Genomic DNA, 18,767 nt, shown 5'->3' with positions numbered 1-18,767 from the left:
GCATGAACGTCCTGTTCGTTCTCTATGGAGACCTGTCCGGGAACAGCGGCGTCCCGCTGAAATTGCATGCGCGAGAGCTGGCGCGGCTCGGCCACGACTGCGCAGTCGCGCTGCCGCCCGGGGCGAGCACGGAAGATGGCGACCCCATCGCAGGGCTGCGTATCGCGTCCTACGCGGAGGCGCTCGCCCATCCCGCTTCGCTGTTCGCCGACGGGCGTCCCGCGGACATCCTCCACGCGTGGACACCCCGCGAAGGCGTGCGGCGGTTCGTCGCTGCCTATCTCGCGACCCGCGCCACGCCCTGGGTGATCTACCTCGAAGACAACGAGCGATACCTCGCGACCACGTCGCTTGGCTTGATCGGGATGCACGAGGAAACGATTCTCCAGCATACGGAGGATGTGATCTCGCGCTGGACCCCCGACGGCATGCCGCACGTCCTGCGCCATGACCACTTCATCGCCCTCGCCGATGCGGCGGTGGTCATCCAGGACAAGCTGCGCCCGGAGGTTCCACCGTGGGTCCCTTGCACGACGGTGATGCCGGGCACCGACCTGGCGGCGTTCGCGCCGCGCGCGCCGGACGAAACGCTACGCCGCGCCTATGGCGTGGATGACGGCGAGCGCGTGATCGTCTATCCGGGCGGCCTCAACGACTTCACCCGCCCCGGTATCGAATCCTTGTGCCGGGCCGTGGGCCTGATCAACGCGCGAGGCAGGCCGTGCAGGCTGCTTCGCTCCGGGCCCGTGGCCCTGGACTTCCTGCACCGCCTGCCGCCGCAGGTGGCTCAGTTTGTCCGCGACCTCGGCGCCTTGCCACGCGCGGAGCTGCCCGCGCTCTACGCGCTCGCCGACGTGTTCGTGCAACCCGGGAAGAACCATCCCTTCGAGGACCTGCGCCTGCCCGGGAAGCTGCCGGAGCTTTTCGCGAGCGGCCGCCCTGTCGTGCTGCCCGACACCAACATCGCATCGATGCTGCGCGACGGAGAGGATGCCCTGCTGCATCGAACCGGCAGTCCCGAGGAGATCGCGGAGAAGTGCCTCGCGCTAATGGCCGATCCGGAGCGGGCGCGGCGCATCGGCGAAGGCGGCCGTCGTTTTGCCGAGAAGCACTTCGACCCGCGCAAGCAAGCCGCGATCCTCGAGGAGGCCTACCGGGATGCCCGGGCTGCGTTCGATCCGCAGATCGCCGCCCGCCTCTGGACCGGGGCTTCGCAGGATGAGGCCTTGCCATCCCTGGTGGCGCGGCGCATTCGCCTGCTGGCCGACGCCGGCAATCCCAATGGCGAGATGCTCCGTGCGCACGCTAGCGCGCTGGAGTTCGGCGTTGCGCGCGCACGTGGGCTCGAGGCCGGCATGGCGTGGCGCGATGCCGAGATGATCAAACGCGACGCACAGATCGAGGAGATTCGCGGCGAGGTGGCCACGCGCGACGGCCACATCACCAACCTGCAACGCGGGGTAAGCGACCTGAATGCGCGCGTCGCGGAACTCGGCCATGTCGTCGCCTCGCGGGACCTCGAGATCCAGGCGCACCAGCGCCAGGCGGAAGTCATTCGTTCGTCACTTTCGTGGCGCGTGACCCGGCCGCTGCGCGCGCTTGCCAACCTTTGGGAGGCGGCGCGCCGGCGCGTGCGCGGGGATCAGCGCCGGCCGTAAGTGTCCGAGAACCGGACGATGTCGTCTTCGCCGAGGTATCCACCGCTCTGGACCTCGATGATCACGAGCTCCTGGTCGGTGTCGTTCGCGAGGCGATGCTTGCATAGCGCCGGAATGTAGGTCGATTCGTTCGCGTTGATGGTGAGCTGCTGCTCGCCATTGACGACGCTCGCCGTTCCGCTCACCACGACCCAGTGCTCGCTGCGCTTGTGGTGCATCTGGAGGCTCAGGCTCGCGCCGGGCTTCACTTCGATGCGCTTGACCTTGAAGCCGGGGCCTTCCTCGAGGATGGTGTAGGTCCCCCAAGGCCGATGCACCGTGTTGTGGATCTTGTGCGCATCGTTGCCTTCCGCCTTCAGCTGCGCATACACATGGCGCACGTCCTGCGAGCGCGACTTGTCCGCGATGAGCAGTGCATCGGGGGTGTCGATCACCACGAGGTTCGCGACGCCGACCGCACCGATGACACGGCCCGCACCCCGGAAATAGCAATTGCTGACGTCGTACAGGACCGCCTTGCCCTCGATGCGATTGCCCTGAGTGTCCGCTATCGCCAGGTCACCGATCGCATTCCAGGATCCGATGTCGCTCCAGCCGATGTCACAGGGCACGACTGCGACGCCCTGGGCTTTTTCCATCACCGCGTAGTCGATGGACGTATTGGGAACCTTGTCGAAGGTGTCGGCATCGAGCTCGAGTTGTGTGACGTTCGACCCCGTTGCCGCTCGCGACGCGGTGATGCAGGCGCGAACGGCCGACAACACTTCGCCTGCGTGCTGCTCCATTTCGCGCAGGATCGACGCGGCGCTGAAGCAGAACATCCCCGAGTTCCAGTGGAAGTGCCCGGACTCGACGTACGACCGTGCCGTCTCGAGCGACGGCTTCTCGACGAAGCGCAGCACGTCGCTGCCATTCGCCTCGATGTATCCATAGCCCGTATCTGGCGCGCTCGGCCGGATGCCGAAGGTCACGAGTCGACCGGCGCTCGCAAGACGCGTCGCTTGCGCGACCGCCGCCGCGAAAGCGGCCTGGTCCTCGATCAGGTGATCCGCAGGCAGCACGAGCAGCAGGGCATCGCCGCCGTGGGACTTCTCGACACTTAGCGCGGCAGCTGCGATGGCCGCGGCGGTTCCGCGTCCGAACGGCTCCAGCAGGTACGAGAGCGGGAGGTTCGCCTCGTTGACCTCCTTGAATTCGTCCTGGGTCTTGAAGAACAGCTCGCGATTCGTGACCGTGAGGACTTCCTGGACGCCCGGAAGCTTGGCGCCGCGAAGGAAGGCTTTGTGCAGGAGGCTCTGGCCGTCGGCAAGGCGGATGAACGGCTTGGGATGCAAGTCGCGGGAGACAGGCCACAACCGCGAGCCGGCGCCTCCGCAGAGAATCGTAGGGACTAGACGCAAGGAATGCTCCGCTGCTTCAGGTGGAACGCGCTTCTTTCGATCGACGTGGCGATGGCGTGGCGGTTTCGACGCGGAGCGGATGATACGACAGTTAACTTCCCCTCCGATGAGATCGGCACTGAACTTCGGCGGCCCCGACGCATCTGCTTACAGGCGCTCCCCTACCGACGCGCCGGCCACGCCCAAACAATGGGGGTCGCTGGATCCCCCGATGCTATACTTTTCAAATGCTTACGAAGGGACTTTCCCATTTTGCCGCAACGTATTGGTGAGATCCTCGTCGCTCGCGGCAAGCTCGACACCGCCAACCTCGATCGCGCCCTGAAACTGCAGGAGGGCGAGTCGCGCGAGAAGGTCGGAATGATCCTCTTGCGCCTCGGGATGGTGTCGGGCCGCGATCTTGCCGATGCCCTCGCAAGCCAGCTCGACCTCCCGCTCGCATCCGGCGCCGATTTTCCCGAGCTGCCGCTGATGGAAGAGCGCATCTCCGCCAAATTCCTGCGCGATGCGCAGGCCGTGCCGCTGCGCGAGGACGACGAAGAGGTCGCCGTCGCGATCGCCGACCCGACCGATTCGTATGTGCTGAGCGCCATGCAGATGGCCTCGGGCAAGCGCGTGCGCCCCTATATCGCCGCACCCAATGAAATCGAAGCCGCGCTCGAGCGCCTTTACGGCGGGGGGCGTAGCTCCATGGGGCAGATCGTCGACAGCGTGGAATCGCGCGACGAGGAGGCCGACTGGGGCGACATCGAGCACCTGAAGGACATGGCGAGCGAGGCTCCGGTCATCCGCCTCGTGAACCTGCTCTTCACGAAGGCGCTCGAATCGCGCGCGTCCGACATCCACATCGAGCCGTTCGAGAATCGCCTGGTCGTGCGCTACCGCATCGACGGCGTGCTGCACGAGATCGAGTCGCCGCCGCGCCGCATGTCGGCCGCGGTCATCTCGCGCGTGAAGATCATGGCCTCGCTCGACATCGCCGAGCGGCGCTTGCCGCAGGACGGCCGCATCAAGCTGCGCGTGCAAGGCAAGGAGATCGATCTGCGCGTCTCCACCGTGCCCACGATGCACGGCGAGAGCGTCGTGATGCGGATCCTCGACAAGGGCGGCGTGCCGCTCGATTTCGCTTCGCTCGGATTCGAGGGCGTGGCGCTGGAGAAATTCCTCGCGGTGCTCGACCAGCCGCACGGCATCCTGCTCGTCACCGGCCCCACGGGCTCGGGCAAGACGACCACGCTCTACACCGCGCTCGATCGCCTCAACAAGCCCGACGTGAAGATCGTCACCGTCGAGGACCCGGTCGAGTACCAGATGCCCGGCATCAACCAGATCCAGGTGAAGCCGCAGATCGACCTCACGTTCGCGAGCGCGCTGCGCTCCATCGTGCGGCAGGACCCGGACATCATCATGGTGGGCGAGATCCGCGACGTGGAGACGGTGCGCATCGCGATGCAGTCGGCGCTCACCGGCCACATGGTGATCTCGACCGTCCACACCAACGACGCGCCCGCGACCGTGAGCCGCCTGCTCGACATGGGCGCGGAGGATTACCTCCTCACCTCCACCGTGACCGGCATCCTCGCGCAGCGCCTCGTGCGCACGCTCTGCAGCCACTGCCGCGAAAAGCATCCCGCGCTTCCCGAAGTCGTCGAGCAGATGCAGCTGCGCCGCTTCGTGCCGACCGGGGAAGTCATGCTCTACAAGCCGGTGGGTTGTGCCAAGTGCGCGGGCACCGGTTACTTCGGGCGGCTCTCGATCGTCGAGATGCTCGTCATGACGGACACGCTTCGTTCCTTGATCATGCGGCACGCCACCTCCGGCGAGCTGCGCGTTGCGGCGATCTCCGAGGGCATGGAGACCATGTTCGAGAACGGATTGCGCAAGGCGCTCGCGGGCGACACCACGATCGAGGAAGTCCTGCGCGTGACGCGCGAGGACTGAGATGCCGTTCTACCAGTACAAGGCGGTCAGCCCCACGGGGGAGGTGCAGGAGGGCGTGCTCGAAGCCGCGACCTCCCAGGCCGCGATCGCGCGCCTGCAGGACCTCGGGCTCATCCCGATCCGCGCCGAGGAAGCCGCAGTCGCACGCGCCGGCCCCGCCAGCGAATCGCGGCCGCTCTTCGAGCGCCGCAGCATTTCCCAGGACGACATCGGGATCGTGACGCGCGAAATGGCCACGCTGCTCAAGGCCGGCCTGCCGCTCGATCGCTCGATGGAGATCCTCATCAATCTCGCGGCCACGCCACGCGTTGCCGAGCTGCTCGCGAAGATCCGCAATGAAGTGCGCGGCGGCGCGTCGCTTTCGAAGGCGCTCGATGCGCAGCAGGGCATGTTCTCGCGCTTCTACGTGAACATGATCCGCGCGGGCGAAGCCGGCGGGAGCCTGCCGGGTGTGCTGGTGCGCCTTGCGGAGTTCATGGAGCGCGCGAAGGCCCTCAAGTCCACGGTCACTTCGGCGCTCGTTTATCCGGCCATCCTCTTCGCGGTGTCGATCTTCTCGGTGGTGATCCTGCTGGTCGCCGTGGTGCCGCGATTCAAGCCGATCTTCGAGCAATCGGGCAAGGCGCTGCCCTTCGTCACGCAGGCCGTGCTCGTCGCGGGCGATCTTCTGCGGAACTATTGGTACGTTTTACCGATCGGACTGGCCGGGTTCCTGTGGTTCGTGTCGCGCAAGCTCAAGGACCCCGAGGCGCGTTTTGCCTTCGATCGGTCGATCCTTCGCTGGCCGCTCGTCGGTGACCTGGTCGCGAAGGTGGAGATGGCGCGATTCGCCCGCACGCTGGGCACGCTGCTTTCCAACGGCGTGCCCCTCGTAGGCGCGCTCGGAATCGTGCGCGAGACGATGGGCAACGGCTGGCTCGCGGAGGCCGTGGGCAACGTGGGCCGAGAGCTCAAGGAAGGCCGCGGACTGGGGCGGCCGATGATGGAGACGGGACGCTTTCCCCTGCTCGCCGTCCACATGATCCAGGTGGGCGAAGAGACCGGGCGACTCGACGAAATGCTCTTGCAGGTGGCGACGACGTACGACGTCGAAGTCGAACAGGCGATCCGCAAGCTCCTCGCGTTCCTGGAGCCGGCGATGATCCTGCTGATGGCGGTGATCGTGGCGGCGATCATCCTGTCGATGCTCACCGCCATGCTCACGATCTACGACTTGCCTATCTAGAAAGACGGAGTCCCCATGAAAAGAAACCATTCACGCGCCGCCGGCTTCACGCTCCTCGAGATCGTGATCGTGCTGATCCTGCTGGGCACCATCATGGCGTTCGTCGCGCCCAAGATCTTCGGCAACCTCGAGCGCGCGAACCAGGCCCGCGCCAAGGCGAACATCACCCAGATCGAAGGCCAGCTCGAGATCATGAAGCTCGAGGCCGGCCGTTACCCCACGACTTCGGAAGGCCTCGCGGCGCTGATCACCAAGCCCGGTTCGATGGAGAAGTGGAACGGGCCCTATATCAAGGACGCGGGTGCGCTGAAGGATCCGTGGGGCAACGACTTCAAGTACTCGCAGCCCGGGCAGAACGGCAAGGCCTTCGACATCGTCTCGATGGGCGCGGACGGCAAGGATGGCGGCGAGGGCGACAACAAGGACATCAGCAATTAAGAACTGGCCCCCCGGTTCTTGTCATCCTGAGCGAAGCGAAGGACCTGCTTTTCAACGCGGGTTCACGCTCCTCGAGATCATCATCGTCCTGGTGATCGCCGCGGCGGCGATGGCGATGTTGCTGTCGATCACCGGCAAGGGTGCCTCGGCCGCGGACCTCAAGGCGGCCGCGCGCACGCTGGCCGCGGGCTTGCGCAGCGCGCAGACCACGGCGATGTCCACGCGACGCGATGCAACGCTGACGCTCGATGTCGATGCGCGCGAGTTCGTCTTCACGGGCGGCCCGCGCTCCTACCGGCTGCCCGACGGCATCGAGCTCAAGCTCTACACCGCGCAAACGGAAGTCGAGAGCGCCAAGAAGGGCGCGATCCGCTTCTACGCTGACGGCAGCTCGACGGGCGGCCGCGTCACGGTGGGCTCGGGCGAACGCAAATTCCTGGTCGACGTGGACTGGCTCACGGGCCGCGTCACGATCACCGACTGACATGCGCGCGCGATCGCAAGGCGGGTTCACGCTGCTCGAGGTCGTGGTCGCCTTCATGGTGCTGGCACTCACCGTCACCACCATCTTCCAGATTTTCTCCACGGGCCTGTCGCGCTCGGGTGACCTCGAGGCCTACTCGGAAGCGCTCGCCGTCGCGCAGACCAAGCTCGCGGTCGTGGGCGTCGAGGAACCGCTGAAGGAAGGCGCGACCAATGGCGAAACCGATGACAGGCGCTACAAGTGGTCCGTCACCGTTGGCCGCCACGAGGAAATCGCCGAGGGCCAGACCACGATCCCTCCGGCCACGTATTCGATGTACCGCGTGGATGCGCGCGTGAACTGGCGCACCTCGGACGGCCGCGATCGCGAGATCTCGCTCTCGACGCTCACGCTGGGACCGCGCACGTGAGCCGCATGGCGCAGAAGGGCTTCACGCTCCTCGAGATGGTCATCGCGATGGTGCTGCTCGCCGCGATGCTCTCGATGGCCTGGGGAGGACTCTCGTTCGCGCTCAAGGCCTGGGACATCGGCGAGGAAAAGGGACATCGCACGGCCGATTGGCGCCTGACGCAGAACTTTCTGCGCCGCGAGCTATCGGAGTTGTTCCCCATGCGATTCAAAGACGCCACGACGCTCAAGTTCGCGTTCGACGGCCAGCCCCGTCGGCTGCGCTTCGTATCGTCGCGTCCCGCGGGCCTTGCGGCGGGCGGGCTTTCGCTCGTCGGCCTCGAGGTGGAATCGGCGGCGGGAGGCGAGGGGCGCTTCATCATGCGGCGCGCGCAGCCCGATGACGATGCCGTCGATTTCGCGCCGCTCGACAAGGCCGAGCCCACCGTCCTGCTGAAGGGCGTGGACAGCATCGAGTTCTCGTACTTCGGTGGCGAGAACGACCTGACCGAACCCAAGTGGACCGGCGAATGGACATTCCCGGGACGCATCCCGCAGCTCGTGCGCATGGTCGTGAAGGATCGCGATGGCCAGGTGCAGGGCGATTTCATCGCGCGCACCTTCCTCGCCGAGGAAGCCGGCTGCCTCGAGAACGCGTTCCAGCGCGGTTGCCGTCCGCGGAGGCCCAATCCGTGATGCGCGCGTCCCGCAATCGCCAGCAGGGCGTGGCCCTCGTGCTCGTGATCTGGCTCGCGACGCTGCTCATGGTGGTCGCCTCGAGCTTCATGCTCTCCGCGCGCTCCGATGCGCTGGTGATCGCGAACTCGATGGCGATGGCGCGCGCCGAAGCGATCGCGGAAGCGGGCGTGCAGCGCGCGGCCCACGAGCTCTATCGGCACGACGTGGGGCCTGACGTGTGGAAACGCGACGGCACCCCTCGCGAATGGCGCTTCGACGGGGCCACGGTGAAGATCGAGATCCGGGATGAGTCTGCTAGAATCGATTTGAATACCGCATCGGACGCGTTGCTGAAAGGGTTGCTGCTTTCGGTGGGGCTGCCAGAGGAGGAAGCGGTAGCACTCCTTGATGCGATCCTCGACTGGCGCGATCCCGACACCCTCAAGCGCGTGCACGGCGCGGAGGAATCCGATTACGCCTCGGCAGGATTGTCCTGGCGACCCGCCAACGCCCCTTTCCAGGCTCTTGAAGAACTCCAGCTCGTCCTCGGAATGCGCCCCGAGCTCTATCGTCGAATGGCCCCACTGCTCACCGTTCACTCCCGCCAGGCCGGCGTCTCCGTGCAAGCCGCGTCGCGCGAAGTGCTGCTCGCCATTCCGAACATCACGGCCGCGCAGGTCGACGCGTTCATAGCGCGCCGCGACCAGGCCTATGCCAATGGTCAGGTCGCGCCGCCGTTCATCGAGGGTGCTGCCTTTGTCTCGCCGCCCAGCAACACCGTCGCTTCGGTTCGCGCCGAAGCGAGGCTCGAGGATGGAACGACTTTCGTGCGTGACAGCGTGCTGCTCCTTCGCGGCATTCCGCGCCGTCCCGTGAATTACCTCGCATGGCGCACGGGCACGATGCCCGAACCCCCGCCGGCCAAGGAGGGCGACAGCTGATGGCGACTCCCGCGGAATTCGCGACCGCGCGCGCGCAGCCCGCCTGGCAACAGCGGGCGCTGGCGTTCTGGCGCTGGTGGTCGGGCGAGCTCGAGCAATGGGCGCGCGCGAAGCTCGGTGGCCTGCCGGGCATGGCCCGTGCGCCGCTGATCAGCGTTCAGGGCGATGACCTCGTCATCATCGAGGCGCGTGCCAGCGGCATCGCCGAAACATCGCGTTCGCCGCTCGGCAGCCTCGATCCCGAGGGCCGCAGGCTTGCGCTTCGCAATCTCGTGGCCGGCACCGGCGAGAACGAGAACCGCGTTCGCCTGTGCCTCGCGCGCGAGCAGTCGCTGCTTCGCCGCGTTTCGCTGCCGTTGGCGACCGAGGAGAATCTCGAGCGCGTGCTCGCGTTCGAAATGGATCGCCTCACGCCGTTCCGCGCTGAAGAGGTGTATTTCGATCATCGTGTCGCCTCGCGCGACCCTGCGACAGGCAAGGTGCACCTGGACCTCGGCGTGGCGCGTCGCGACGTCGTGGATCCGGAAGTTGCACGCCTGGGCGATTGGGGCGCGAACGTGGTGGGCGTCGTTCTCCTCGACGACGTCGGACGGTCTTCCACGCCGCTCGACCTCCTGCCCGTCGGGCAGCGCGGCAAGCGCGGCGGTTCGTACGTGCGCAACATCCGCATCGCGGCCGCGGTAGTGGCGTTGCTCCTGCTGGCCACCGCACTCATCGTGCCGCTGTACCAGAAGCGCGAGCGCGTCGTGGCGCTCAATCCCCTGGTGACCAAGGCACGCGCCGAAGCGGAGGCCACCGACCGGCTCTCGAAGGAACTGGAGAAGCTGGTCGCCGACTACAACTTCCTGCTCACGAAGAAGCACACGGGCCAGCCCTCGCTCGCGATCATCGAGGACCTGACGAACCTCCTTCCCGACAACACGTGGGTACAGCAGCTCGACCTGCGGCCCGCGGGCAAGGTTCGCGAAGTCCAGATCTCCGGCGAGACGACCTCGTCGTCGAAGCTGATCGAGATCCTCGAGCAGTCCAAGCGCCTGCAGAATTCCGCGCCGCGCGGCGCGTTCACGCGCGGCTCCCAGCCCGGCACCGAGCGATTCATGATCGCGGCCGAAGTTCGCCCGCGCCCGTTGCCCGAACCCGTCCCGGCGAAGTGATATGAACTTCCGCGCCCTCTCGCCCGAACAGAGCCGCAAGCTCGCCCTCTCGATCCTCGCGGGCGTCGTGCTGGGCGCGATCGCGCTCGTCGCGATCCCGACGTGGCTAGCGCACCGTCATTACGACAACGCGATCACCGACTACACCGACAAGCTCGACCGCTACCGGCGCATCGCCGCTACGCGCACTGAAGTCGCGAGCAATCTCGAGGTCGTTCGCGCGAAGGAAGCGCGCAAATTCTTCCTGCGCACCGGCGCCGCCGCGCTTTCCGCGGCCGAAGCGCAGGAGGCGATGCGCGCGCTCATCGAAGGCAGCGGCGGGCGCCTCATCACCATGCAGATTCCGCCGGCCAAGGACGAGGGACGCTATCGCCAGGTCACGGTGAACGTGCAGATCACCGCGAACATCTCGTCGCTGCGCCGCATCCTGCACACCATCGAGACGGGCACGCCCATGCTGTTCGTCGACAACCTGATGATTCGCAGCCAGGTTCCGGCGACGTTCCGTCCGGGGCCGGGCGCGGAGCCCGAAATGTTCGTGCAGTTCGATGTGTATGGCTATTCGGTGACGGGGACCTGATGGAAGCGCTCATCCGCCGCCACCCGCTCATCGTCGCTCTCACCGCGATTTGCGTCGTGCTGCTGGTCATCATCGGCCTGGAAGTCGGCTGGGGCGGAAGTGGATCCGACGCAACGGCATCTGGCGCGCCACTAAAGGTAGCGACGGTGGATGCGAAGTTGCTGCCCCCGCTCGATCGGACGCCTCCCGAACAGGCCTTTCCCGAGACGGCCGCGCGCCCGCTGTTCATCCCGACACGCCGTCCCGCTCCGCCGGCCGCCGCGCCGACCGCGTCGATGGTGAAGGGCCAATACGTGCTCCATGGCGTCACGATGGTCGGCGATATCCGCATTGCGCTGCTCAAGGACAAGAGCGGAAAGACCCATCGGGTCGAGAAGGGCAAGGAACTCAACGGCATGACCGTGGCCGAAGTGGAGCCCGAACGCGTAACCCTCCGGATGGGCGGTGACCAGGAAGTCCTGGCGCTGCTGGTCCACAAGTCGACGGGCGAGGCCATCCCGGCCAGCGTGGCGCAGTCCGGGCCGTTCCCGGTGCCGGCGCCTGTACCGACGGTGGCCCTACCTGGGCAACCCGCTGCTGTGGGTGCACCGCCGGCAACAGCGACGGTGACCCCAGCACTTCGCGCCGGCATGCCGACGGTGCCGGGTAGTCCGCCTGCGGTTCCCGGCCAACCGACGCCGGGAGGGGCTGCGGCTCCCCCGAAGGGTGCCGCGTCGGCAGCTCCGCCGTCGATCACGCCCGAAGAAGCCATGGCGCGTCGCCGGGCATCGCGCGGGCAGGCCGCCCAACCGCAACAGCAACCGCAATGACTGTGACAGAATGACACGCCTTCTTCACGCAAACCACGGAAAAACCACAACAAATCCGATGATCCGCGCCCTCCGTCCGACAAAGTTTCCGCGCGGGTTCGCTGGGTTGGCGAGCGCTGCCTTCCTGTGCCTCCTGGCCGGTTGCAACATGCTTCCCCCGGCCTTCCCGAAGCAAGGCGCTTCCGAGAAGACGACTGAGTCTGGTCCGGTGCCGCCGAGCCAGGCGCCTGCCCCGGGCGCTCCACCCCCTCCTTCCGCGGCCGCTACGCAGCAAGCCCAGCAAGCGATCGCGGGTGGCGCGAGGACCTACCCGGGGACGGGCGTCTTCGTGAACCCCAAGCCGCTGCCCTCGCAGGGCCCGGCCGGTCCGGAAGAGGCGAGCCTCAATTTCGAGGCGCTCGACGTTCGTGAAGTCGCCAAGGTGATCCTCGGGGATTACCTGCGCGAGTCGTATACCGTGCACCCGCAAGTGGCGGGCACGGTCACCTTCCGCACGATTCGCCCCATTCCCCGCAAGGAACTGCTGCCGACGCTCGAGATGCTGCTGCGCCAGAACAATGCCGCCGTGGTCCGAGAGGAAGGCATCTACAAGATCCTGCCGATCGCCGCGGTTCGCGGCTCCATCTCGCCCCAGATTGGCGGTACGACACTGCCCATCCCGCCGGGCTTCAGCGTCGTCGTCGTACCCCTGAAGTTCGTGGGCGCGAAGGAAATGGAGCGCCTGCTCCAGCCGTTCGCGGCCGAGAACACGATCCGCGCCGACGAGATCCGGAACCTCATCGTGCTCGGCGGCAATCAGCGCGAGATGCGCCATCTTCTCGACACGATCGAGCTCTTCGACGTCGATTGGCTCGCCGGCTATTCGATCGGACTCTTCCCGATCAAGAGCGCCGACGTGAAGACGTTGGTCACGGACCTCGACAAGGTGTTCGGCCAGGCCGCGGCGTCGAGCCCGCTGGGGGGCATCGTTCGCGTGATTCCCATCGAGCGTCTCAATTCACTGCTCATCGTGACGACGCAGCCGAAGTACCTGGACCTTGCCCGCACGTGGGTCGATCGCCTCGACCAGCTCGGCGGCACCTCGGGCGGCTCGCGCTTCTTCGTCTACTACGTGCGCAACGGCAAGGCCGAGAACCTCGCGCAGCTCATCGGCGATCTTTTCTCCAACCGACGCGGCGGCGCCTCCGGGCCGCAGCTCGCGCCGGGCCTGCGTCCTGCTGAAATCCGTTCGAATGCTCCGCAACCGGGACAGCCGGGATACACGGCGACACCAGCGGCGCCCACGGCTCCTCCGCCCGCCGCAAGCTTCCAGATTCAAGGCGGCATTGGCTCCACGGCGAGCGAGGTGCGTGTCATCGCGGACAAGGACACGAATTCGCTCCTGATCCTCTCGACGCCGACCGACTACGAAATTATCGAGAGCGCCCTGCGCAAACTCGATGTGGTTCCGCGCCAGGTCCTGGTGGAAGTGTTCCTTGCAGAAGTCACGCTCACGGATGACCTCAAGTACGGCATCGAGTGGTTCATTCGCGGCCGCAACAGCTCGAACACCACGGGGCAGATCAACCTGGGCGGCTTGCCGAGCCTTCCCACGGGGGCCGTTCCGATTGCTCCGCCGGTCTTCCAGCTCGTGAGCCTTTCGGGTGGCGAGGTGCGGGCAGTCCTCAATGCGCTCGGCGAGGACGGCAAGACGCAAGTGCTCGCTTCGCCGCAACTCATGGTCCTCGACAACCAGAAGGCCCAGTTCAAGGTTGGAGACCGTATTTCAGTGCAGACCCAGACCCAGACGGGCGTGAGTACCGGCACGGGCGTGCTGAATTCGTTCCAGTACCTCGAGACGGGGATCCTTCTGGCGGTGACGCCCCGGATCAACTCGCACAACCAGGTCACGCTTGAAGTGAACCAGGAAGTAAGCGCTGCGGATCGCAGCTCCGTGACGGCGGTGAACCCGAATCCGGACGTCACCTCGCGCTCGGTCACGACTTCGGTGGTCATCTCGTCCGGGGAGTCGATCGTCCTGGCTGGCCTCATTCGCGAGGACACGGGACGCAGTTCCGTGGGCGTCCCGCTCCTGTCGAAGATTCCGATCCTGGGCGCGGCTTTCGGCAGCCAGTCGGTGAACCGGCGGCGCACGGAACTGGTGCTTGTGATTACCCCCAAGATCCTCAGCGACTCCACGCAGGCCCGGGAGGCGACGGAGGAACTCCGCAAGAAGCTGCCGATGCTGGAGAGCTATATCCCGAAGGCGACTGCCGACCCCGCGGTCAAGCCTTAGTGCGAAAACGCCACACTTTCGACGTTTTCCTCATCGGTTACTTGAGGTCTGCGTCCTAAAACACTGATGTGGCTTTATATTCCCACCTGTTGCAAGAACGCAACAGTGTTGCGAGAATATTGAAAAATCATTTGACGCTCCTATCCAACTTCAATAACCTTCGCCATGAACAACGACTGCTTGAGCTTTTTTAGAAGGAACGCGGGTCCTGTAACGAGGGCGGCAATCAGTGCGGTGCTAATGGCTGCAGTGATCGCCGGATGTGCATCAACCCCCTCGGCCGAGGAATCGCGAGCAGAACTGATGGCCCGGGCAAAACAGCGGTGGGATGCGCTGGTTGCCAGTGACCTCAAGACTGCTTATTCCTTGATGAGCCCGGGTAGCCGACAGATCGTGACTTATGAGGGGTACTTCACTTCGATTCGCCCCGGTTTCTGGAAGGCGGCCACCGTAAAAAGGGCCGAGTGCTCTGAAGCAACGGTGTGCGAAGTAGTAATAGAGATTCAGTACGACTACCGGGGGATGAGGATTACGACGCCTCTCCGGGAATCGTGGGCACGAACGGATGGTGAATGGTGGTACGTACCGAAGTAGCGGTCCGTCTGCCAAATTGATTAAACGGATTTACTTGCGTAAACTCTCGTTGTTGCAGTCTCTAGAGCGGTCATTTAACACGTCGACAAAGGAGCAACCTACAAACATGAATACCTTCAAGAGAAAAGCCCTGACCTCGGCCGTTCTGGCCGGTCTCGGAGCTGCGGGTACCGCCCAAGCGGTTTACCTGGACCCGAACGGCCAGGGCCAGGCCCTGATCTACCCGTACTACACGGTCCAGGCTTCCAATGGGAACGGTTACAACACCTACATCTCGGTCGTGAACACCACGACGGCGGTGAAGGTCGTCAAGGTTCGCTTCCGCGAAGGCAAGAACTCGCGCGAAGTACTTGACTTCAACCTCTACCTGTCGCCGAACGACGTGTTTGCCGGTGCCGTGGTTCCGACCAGCGACGCTGCCACCGCCGGTGGCCGTTTCGTGACGACGGATACCTCGTGCACGAACCCCGCCCTGCCTGACCTGGGTGGCGGTCTGCGCGGCATCGACTTCCGGAACTACCTCTACTCCGGCGCCAACGCCGAAGCTGCTGGTGTGAACGAAGGTCTGGATCGCTCGCGTGAAGGCTACGCTGAGATCATCGAAATGGGCACGCTGAGCCCGACCGTTGGCCCCGGCTCCGCCGCGGTCCACGGCGCGTCCGGCTCGCCGGCTTGCGGCACGCCGCTCACGGGCCAGACGGTCCCGGGTGTTGCTGCTGCGATCACGACCCCGTCCGGTGGCCTGAACGGCACGGGCACGATCATCAACGTGAACAGCGGCGCGGACGCCGGCTACAACGCCGACGCCCTGTCGAACCTCACGGCGACCCCGATCTACTTCGACATCGGTAACGACACCCCGAACTTCAGCAACGCTGATCCGGTGAGCGTCGTCGTTGCCAACAACCGCGCGTACTTCTCGACCTGGGCCGCGACCCCGGTTGGCCGTGCGGGTGCTGTGTCGGCGACCATGATGCGCTCGAGCGTTATCAACGAGTACATCCTGGATTCCGGCACGAAGTCGCAGACGGACTGGGTGCTGACGTTCCCGACGAAGCATCACTTCGTCACGACGGCAACCGCCACGACGCCGTTCACGAACAAGTACGTTGCCGCCAGCGGCGCGTGCGAGACGATCTCGTTCTCCTACTTCAACCGCGAAGAGCGCGGCGCCACTGCAGCCGGTGCCGACTTCTCGCCGCTGCCCCCCGGTGCCGCCGCCAACACGGTGTGCTGGGAGTCGACGGTGGTCTCGATCCGCAACGGTGCGACGCACATGCCCACGGGCACGGCGTCCGGCGTGCTGGGTTCGACCAACGCGGTGCCGATCAACGTGACCACGGGCTTCCAGAACGGTTGGGCGAGCCTGACCTTCACGGGAACCAACGCAGTTGCTGGCGCCGGCACGGGCCTCGCATCGGCGACGGGCGTCACCGACAACATCCTCACGGGTGCCACGTCGGCTGTCGCACAGACCTTCCAAGGTCTGCCGGTCACGGGCTTCATGGTCCGCAACCTCAACAACTCGACGCTGACTTGCGGTACGGCCACCTGCCAGGGCAACTACGGCAGCCTGTTCGGTCACAAGTACCTCGTCACTGCAGCCCCGACGCCGTAATCGGGAATGCAGATGGTCCGGTTGCTCACGCAGCCGGCCACGCAATCAAAAGCGGGGCTTCGGCCCCGCTTTTTTTTTCATCGGAGGTGTCGTGTCCTGACGACACGGCACCTTCGTTTCCATTGCAACGGTGCGCGCCTCGATGGAGGAACGGCCCGTGTTAAAATGTTGAACGGCTTGGAACTTTTTGCTCGATCTCCGGGTCCAGCGAAGCAGCCGTTCACTCCAGGGAGCCGTCGATGCTGAAAGCAGTAACCCTTCGAATGATTTCTGCGGTGCTCGGTACGAGCGCTGCGGCCTTGATTCTCGCAGTGCCCATCGCGTCGTCTGCACAGACAGTGACGCTCTCCGGTGGTACGAGCGCGAGCTGCACGTATTCCTCCGCCACGTATACGGCGTCCTCGAATACATGGGCGTTCACGTGTGGTGGCACGCCGCCGCCCGCGAACTCCGCAGTGGTGTCGTTTGGCCCCGCCAACGGTCACCTTGTCGCCGAGAGCGCGTCGCAGGCGACCATCACCGTTTCTTGCTCCGGCCAATGCGCCGGCATTTCGGTTGCACCCACCGTCATTTCGCCGGCAGGTGTGACGGCGACTTCAGCTGTTGTGAACGGCGCCGGCCTTGTGACGGTTGCCTCCACAGGCCCGACGGCCGTTGGCAATGCGGTCGTTCGGTTTGGTGCTCCCACTGGCGCCGCTGGCGGCGTCACCGTCAGCCCTTCGGGCACGACGGACGTCAACGTTCCGATCCAGGCCGCCGGTTGCGCGATTGGGGACTGCGGAATCCTCGGCTTCGCGCTGGCTACTGAACCCAAGGTGGTGGGTGAAGCCGCGTTCAACGTAGTCTTCGGTCGCGTCGCGTCCGCCCCCACGTCCGCACCGGCCACGCTGAACTACTCGTGCACCTCGCCGCAAAACTACGCGCCGCAGATCCTGCCGGCGGCCAGCGGCACGCTCACGCTGCAGCCGAACCAGATCACGGTTCTCACGATCACTCCCACGCAGTTGCCTCCGACGCTGACGTCGGCGTCGATCACGTGCAACCTGACCAACATCGTGGGCGCGCAACCGGCGCAGACCTCGTACACGTTGAACGTAACCGGACCTGCTGGCCCCGTCATCGGTAACTGCCCGGCTACCAACGCCACCATCCACGACATCACGGCTGGCGGCAATCGCGCGTTCATGCCGATGAGCGGCAACGACTCTGGTGCGGTCAAGTTCTCGCCGGTCCGTGGGTCGCAGGCGAGCGGGATCGGGATGGTCACAATGCCGGTGCCTGGCTACTTCGCTCCGCAGGGCAACTTCGTGCAGATCGCGATCGCGGAATGCCCGGGCAACTTCACGCCGGTTACGCCGGCCTGCGGATATGCCTACGGGTCGAATTCGCTTCCGATCGACTGGTCGACGTCAGGCTCGCCCGCGTGGAAGTGCCAGCTCGATCCGGCGAAGCAGTACTACTACAACGTCCGCTTCCACAATCCGGCCACGAGCACGTCGACCTGCAGCGGTAGCTGCGCGGTTTACGTCGACTTCTCGTACAACTAACGTTCGCCTGACCCAAACCCGTGTGCGCCTTGCGCACACGGGTTTCTCTTTGGAGCATCCGCAATGCGAATCCTGACTGCCCTTCTGGTGATGGGCCTGCCACTCTGCGCCCTTGGCGCCCCCGATACGCCGCTCATCACGAATCCCCCGGTGGTCGTCACCGAGGAGGATTTCGAAGCGTTCCTGCTGAGGGTCCCTCCGCTCTACCGTCCTGAGGTCCGCGCAAGCCTCGAGCGAATCGGCAAGGCGGTCGACCAGGTCTACGCGAACCGCATCATCGCCGGCGAGGCGAGGAAGATGGGCCTCGACAAGGATCCGCTCGTGCAGCTTCGCATCAAGCAACTCGAGGAGGCCTATCTCGCGACCCTCTGGGGCGACGTGGCCCGTAAGAACGTGAAAGTGCCCGACTTCACGAAGCGAGCCGAAGACCTGTATCGGGTGAACAAAGCCCGCTACACGGAGCCCGAGCGATTCACGGGCGAACAGCTGCTGATTTCCTTCAATGGCCGGACGCGTGAGTCGGCGCTTGAATACGCTCGTTCGATTCGGGCACGCGCGGTCGCCGGCGACGATTTCAAGTCGCTTGTCTCGTCATTCTCCGAGGATCCGATGGTCCGGAGAAACGGCGGCAAGCTCGAAGGCGTGGCCCCGACCGATCTCGAGAAGCCCCTTTCCGACGCCGCATTCGCGCTCAAGAAGCGCGGTGACATCAGCGAACCCATCGAATCCAAGTCCGGATTCCACATCATCCGGATGGAGTCGAAGGCCGCCGGTTTCCTGCGCCCGTTCGCCGATGTGAAGGCGGACATCATCGAGGAAGAGGAAAGCAAGTTCCGCGACACCGAGGCCGAAAAGGAAGCCGGACGGCTGAAGAACACTCCGCAGACGGTGGTCCATACCAAAAATATCGAAGCGATCCGCAAGGACCTCGACCAGGCCGAGATCACGCGCCTGCACCGCGAGGCGGGCAAGGCGGGCGACAAGGCGGCAAAGGAAGGCGCGCGGTAGACTGCGGGCCTCTGCCCGTTGATCCCTGAA

The 18,767-nt window shown here is 65.3% G+C and carries 17 protein-coding genes and 1 pseudogene; 16 read left to right on the top strand and 2 right to left on the bottom strand.

Features of this window, described 5'->3' with window-relative positions:
* The first annotated feature begins 2 nt into the window (after nt 1–2).
* Nucleotides 3–1,658, top strand: coding sequence for a glycosyltransferase family 4 protein (locus DSM104440_RS16715; protein WP_171164626.1), 1,656 nt, complete (start codon nt 3–5; stop codon nt 1,656–1,658).
* Here the strand turns inward: DSM104440_RS16715 and DSM104440_RS16710 are convergent.
* Entirely contained in the window at nt 1,643–2,992 is a 1,350-nt protein-coding gene (locus DSM104440_RS16710; protein ID WP_246212051.1) for a mannose-1-phosphate guanylyltransferase/mannose-6-phosphate isomerase, read from the bottom strand. The two genes, DSM104440_RS16715 and DSM104440_RS16710, sit on opposite strands and share 16 nt — an antisense overlap.
* A gap of 318 nt (nt 2,993–3,310) precedes the next feature.
* Here DSM104440_RS16710 and gspE point away from each other — a divergent pair, with 318 nt between their 5' ends.
* From gspE to DSM104440_RS16650, 13 genes and pseudogenes are all read left to right on the top strand, one after another.
* Nucleotides 3,311–4,999, top strand: a complete 1,689-nt coding sequence (gene gspE, locus DSM104440_RS16705; RefSeq protein ID WP_212758111.1) for a type II secretion system ATPase GspE — start codon at nt 3,311–3,313, stop codon at nt 4,997–4,999.
* A gap of 1 nt (nt 5,000) precedes the next feature.
* The gene (locus DSM104440_RS16700; protein ID WP_171164619.1) at nt 5,001–6,224 is read left to right on the top strand and encodes a type II secretion system F family protein; all 1,224 of its coding nucleotides are present in this window, start codon (nt 5,001–5,003) and stop codon (nt 6,222–6,224) included.
* A gap of 15 nt (nt 6,225–6,239) precedes the next feature.
* The gene (gene gspG, locus DSM104440_RS16695) at nt 6,240–6,662 is read left to right on the top strand and encodes a type II secretion system major pseudopilin GspG (RefSeq protein ID WP_171164616.1); all 423 of its coding nucleotides are present in this window, start codon (nt 6,240–6,242) and stop codon (nt 6,660–6,662) included.
* Nucleotides 6,625–6,753 (top strand): annotated as a pseudogene (locus DSM104440_RS19640) (type II secretion system protein); the annotation flags it as partial. The gene gspG and the pseudogene DSM104440_RS19640, both read left to right, overlap by 38 nt.
* On the top strand, nt 6,754–7,146 hold the full coding sequence (locus DSM104440_RS16690) for a GspH/FimT family protein (protein WP_246212050.1): 393 nt from the start codon (nt 6,754–6,756) through the stop codon (nt 7,144–7,146).
* Between the two features lies 1 nt (nt 7,147).
* Nucleotides 7,148–7,555, top strand: a complete 408-nt coding sequence (locus DSM104440_RS16685; RefSeq protein WP_171164612.1) for a type IV pilus modification PilV family protein — start codon at nt 7,148–7,150, stop codon at nt 7,553–7,555.
* A 5-nt stretch (nt 7,556–7,560) separates the two neighbouring features.
* Nucleotides 7,561–8,229: a prepilin-type N-terminal cleavage/methylation domain-containing protein gene (locus DSM104440_RS16680; RefSeq protein WP_246212173.1), complete on the top strand. Its 669-nt coding sequence runs from the start codon at nt 7,561–7,563 to the stop codon at nt 8,227–8,229.
* Complete coding sequence (locus DSM104440_RS16675) at nt 8,229–9,152, top strand: type II secretion system minor pseudopilin (RefSeq protein WP_212758110.1); 924 nt, start codon at nt 8,229–8,231, stop codon at nt 9,150–9,152. The genes DSM104440_RS16680 and DSM104440_RS16675 overlap by 1 nt, the downstream gene beginning before the upstream one ends.
* Nucleotides 9,152–10,306 carry a PilN domain-containing protein gene (locus DSM104440_RS16670; protein WP_171164605.1) on the top strand — a complete coding sequence of 385 codons (1,155 nt, stop codon included), beginning with the start codon at nt 9,152–9,154 and terminating at the stop codon, nt 10,304–10,306. Before DSM104440_RS16675 ends, DSM104440_RS16670 begins: the two co-directional genes overlap by 1 nt.
* Nucleotide 10,307: 1 nt before the next feature.
* The gene (gspM, locus tag DSM104440_RS16665; RefSeq protein WP_171164603.1) at nt 10,308–10,886 is read left to right on the top strand and encodes a type II secretion system protein GspM; all 579 of its coding nucleotides are present in this window, start codon (nt 10,308–10,310) and stop codon (nt 10,884–10,886) included.
* Complete coding sequence (locus tag DSM104440_RS16660; RefSeq protein WP_171164601.1) at nt 10,886–11,695, top strand: hypothetical protein; 810 nt, start codon at nt 10,886–10,888, stop codon at nt 11,693–11,695. The genes gspM and DSM104440_RS16660 overlap by 1 nt, the downstream gene beginning before the upstream one ends.
* Nucleotides 11,696–11,843: 148 nt before the next feature.
* Nucleotides 11,844–13,970, top strand: a complete 2,127-nt coding sequence (gene gspD / locus DSM104440_RS16655; protein ID WP_171164599.1) for a type II secretion system secretin GspD — start codon at nt 11,844–11,846, stop codon at nt 13,968–13,970.
* 700 nt (nt 13,971–14,670) lie between these two features.
* The gene (locus DSM104440_RS16650; RefSeq protein ID WP_171164597.1) at nt 14,671–16,182 is read left to right on the top strand and encodes a hypothetical protein; all 1,512 of its coding nucleotides are present in this window, start codon (nt 14,671–14,673) and stop codon (nt 16,180–16,182) included.
* Nucleotides 16,183–16,402: 220 nt separating this feature from the next.
* Here DSM104440_RS16650 and DSM104440_RS16645 read toward each other — a convergent pair whose 3' ends face one another.
* The gene (locus tag DSM104440_RS16645) at nt 16,403–16,660 is read right to left on the bottom strand and encodes a hypothetical protein (RefSeq protein WP_171164594.1); all 258 of its coding nucleotides are present in this window, start codon (nt 16,658–16,660) and stop codon (nt 16,403–16,405) included.
* A gap of 145 nt (nt 16,661–16,805) precedes the next feature.
* Here DSM104440_RS16645 and DSM104440_RS16640 point away from each other — a divergent pair, with 145 nt between their 5' ends.
* Nucleotides 16,806–17,729, top strand: coding sequence for a hypothetical protein (locus tag DSM104440_RS16640; protein WP_171164592.1), 924 nt, complete (start codon nt 16,806–16,808; stop codon nt 17,727–17,729).
* A gap of 63 nt (nt 17,730–17,792) precedes the next feature.
* The gene (locus DSM104440_RS16635; protein WP_171164589.1) at nt 17,793–18,737 is read left to right on the top strand and encodes a peptidylprolyl isomerase; all 945 of its coding nucleotides are present in this window, start codon (nt 17,793–17,795) and stop codon (nt 18,735–18,737) included.
* Nucleotides 18,738–18,767 lie beyond the last annotated feature (30 nt).

This window comes from Usitatibacter palustris, assembly GCF_013003985.1.
GTDB classification, from domain to species: domain Bacteria; phylum Pseudomonadota; class Gammaproteobacteria; order Burkholderiales; family Usitatibacteraceae; genus Usitatibacter; species Usitatibacter palustris.
Note: the sequence above shows the minus strand (reverse complement) of the source record. Positions and strands in the feature narration are given on the sequence as shown.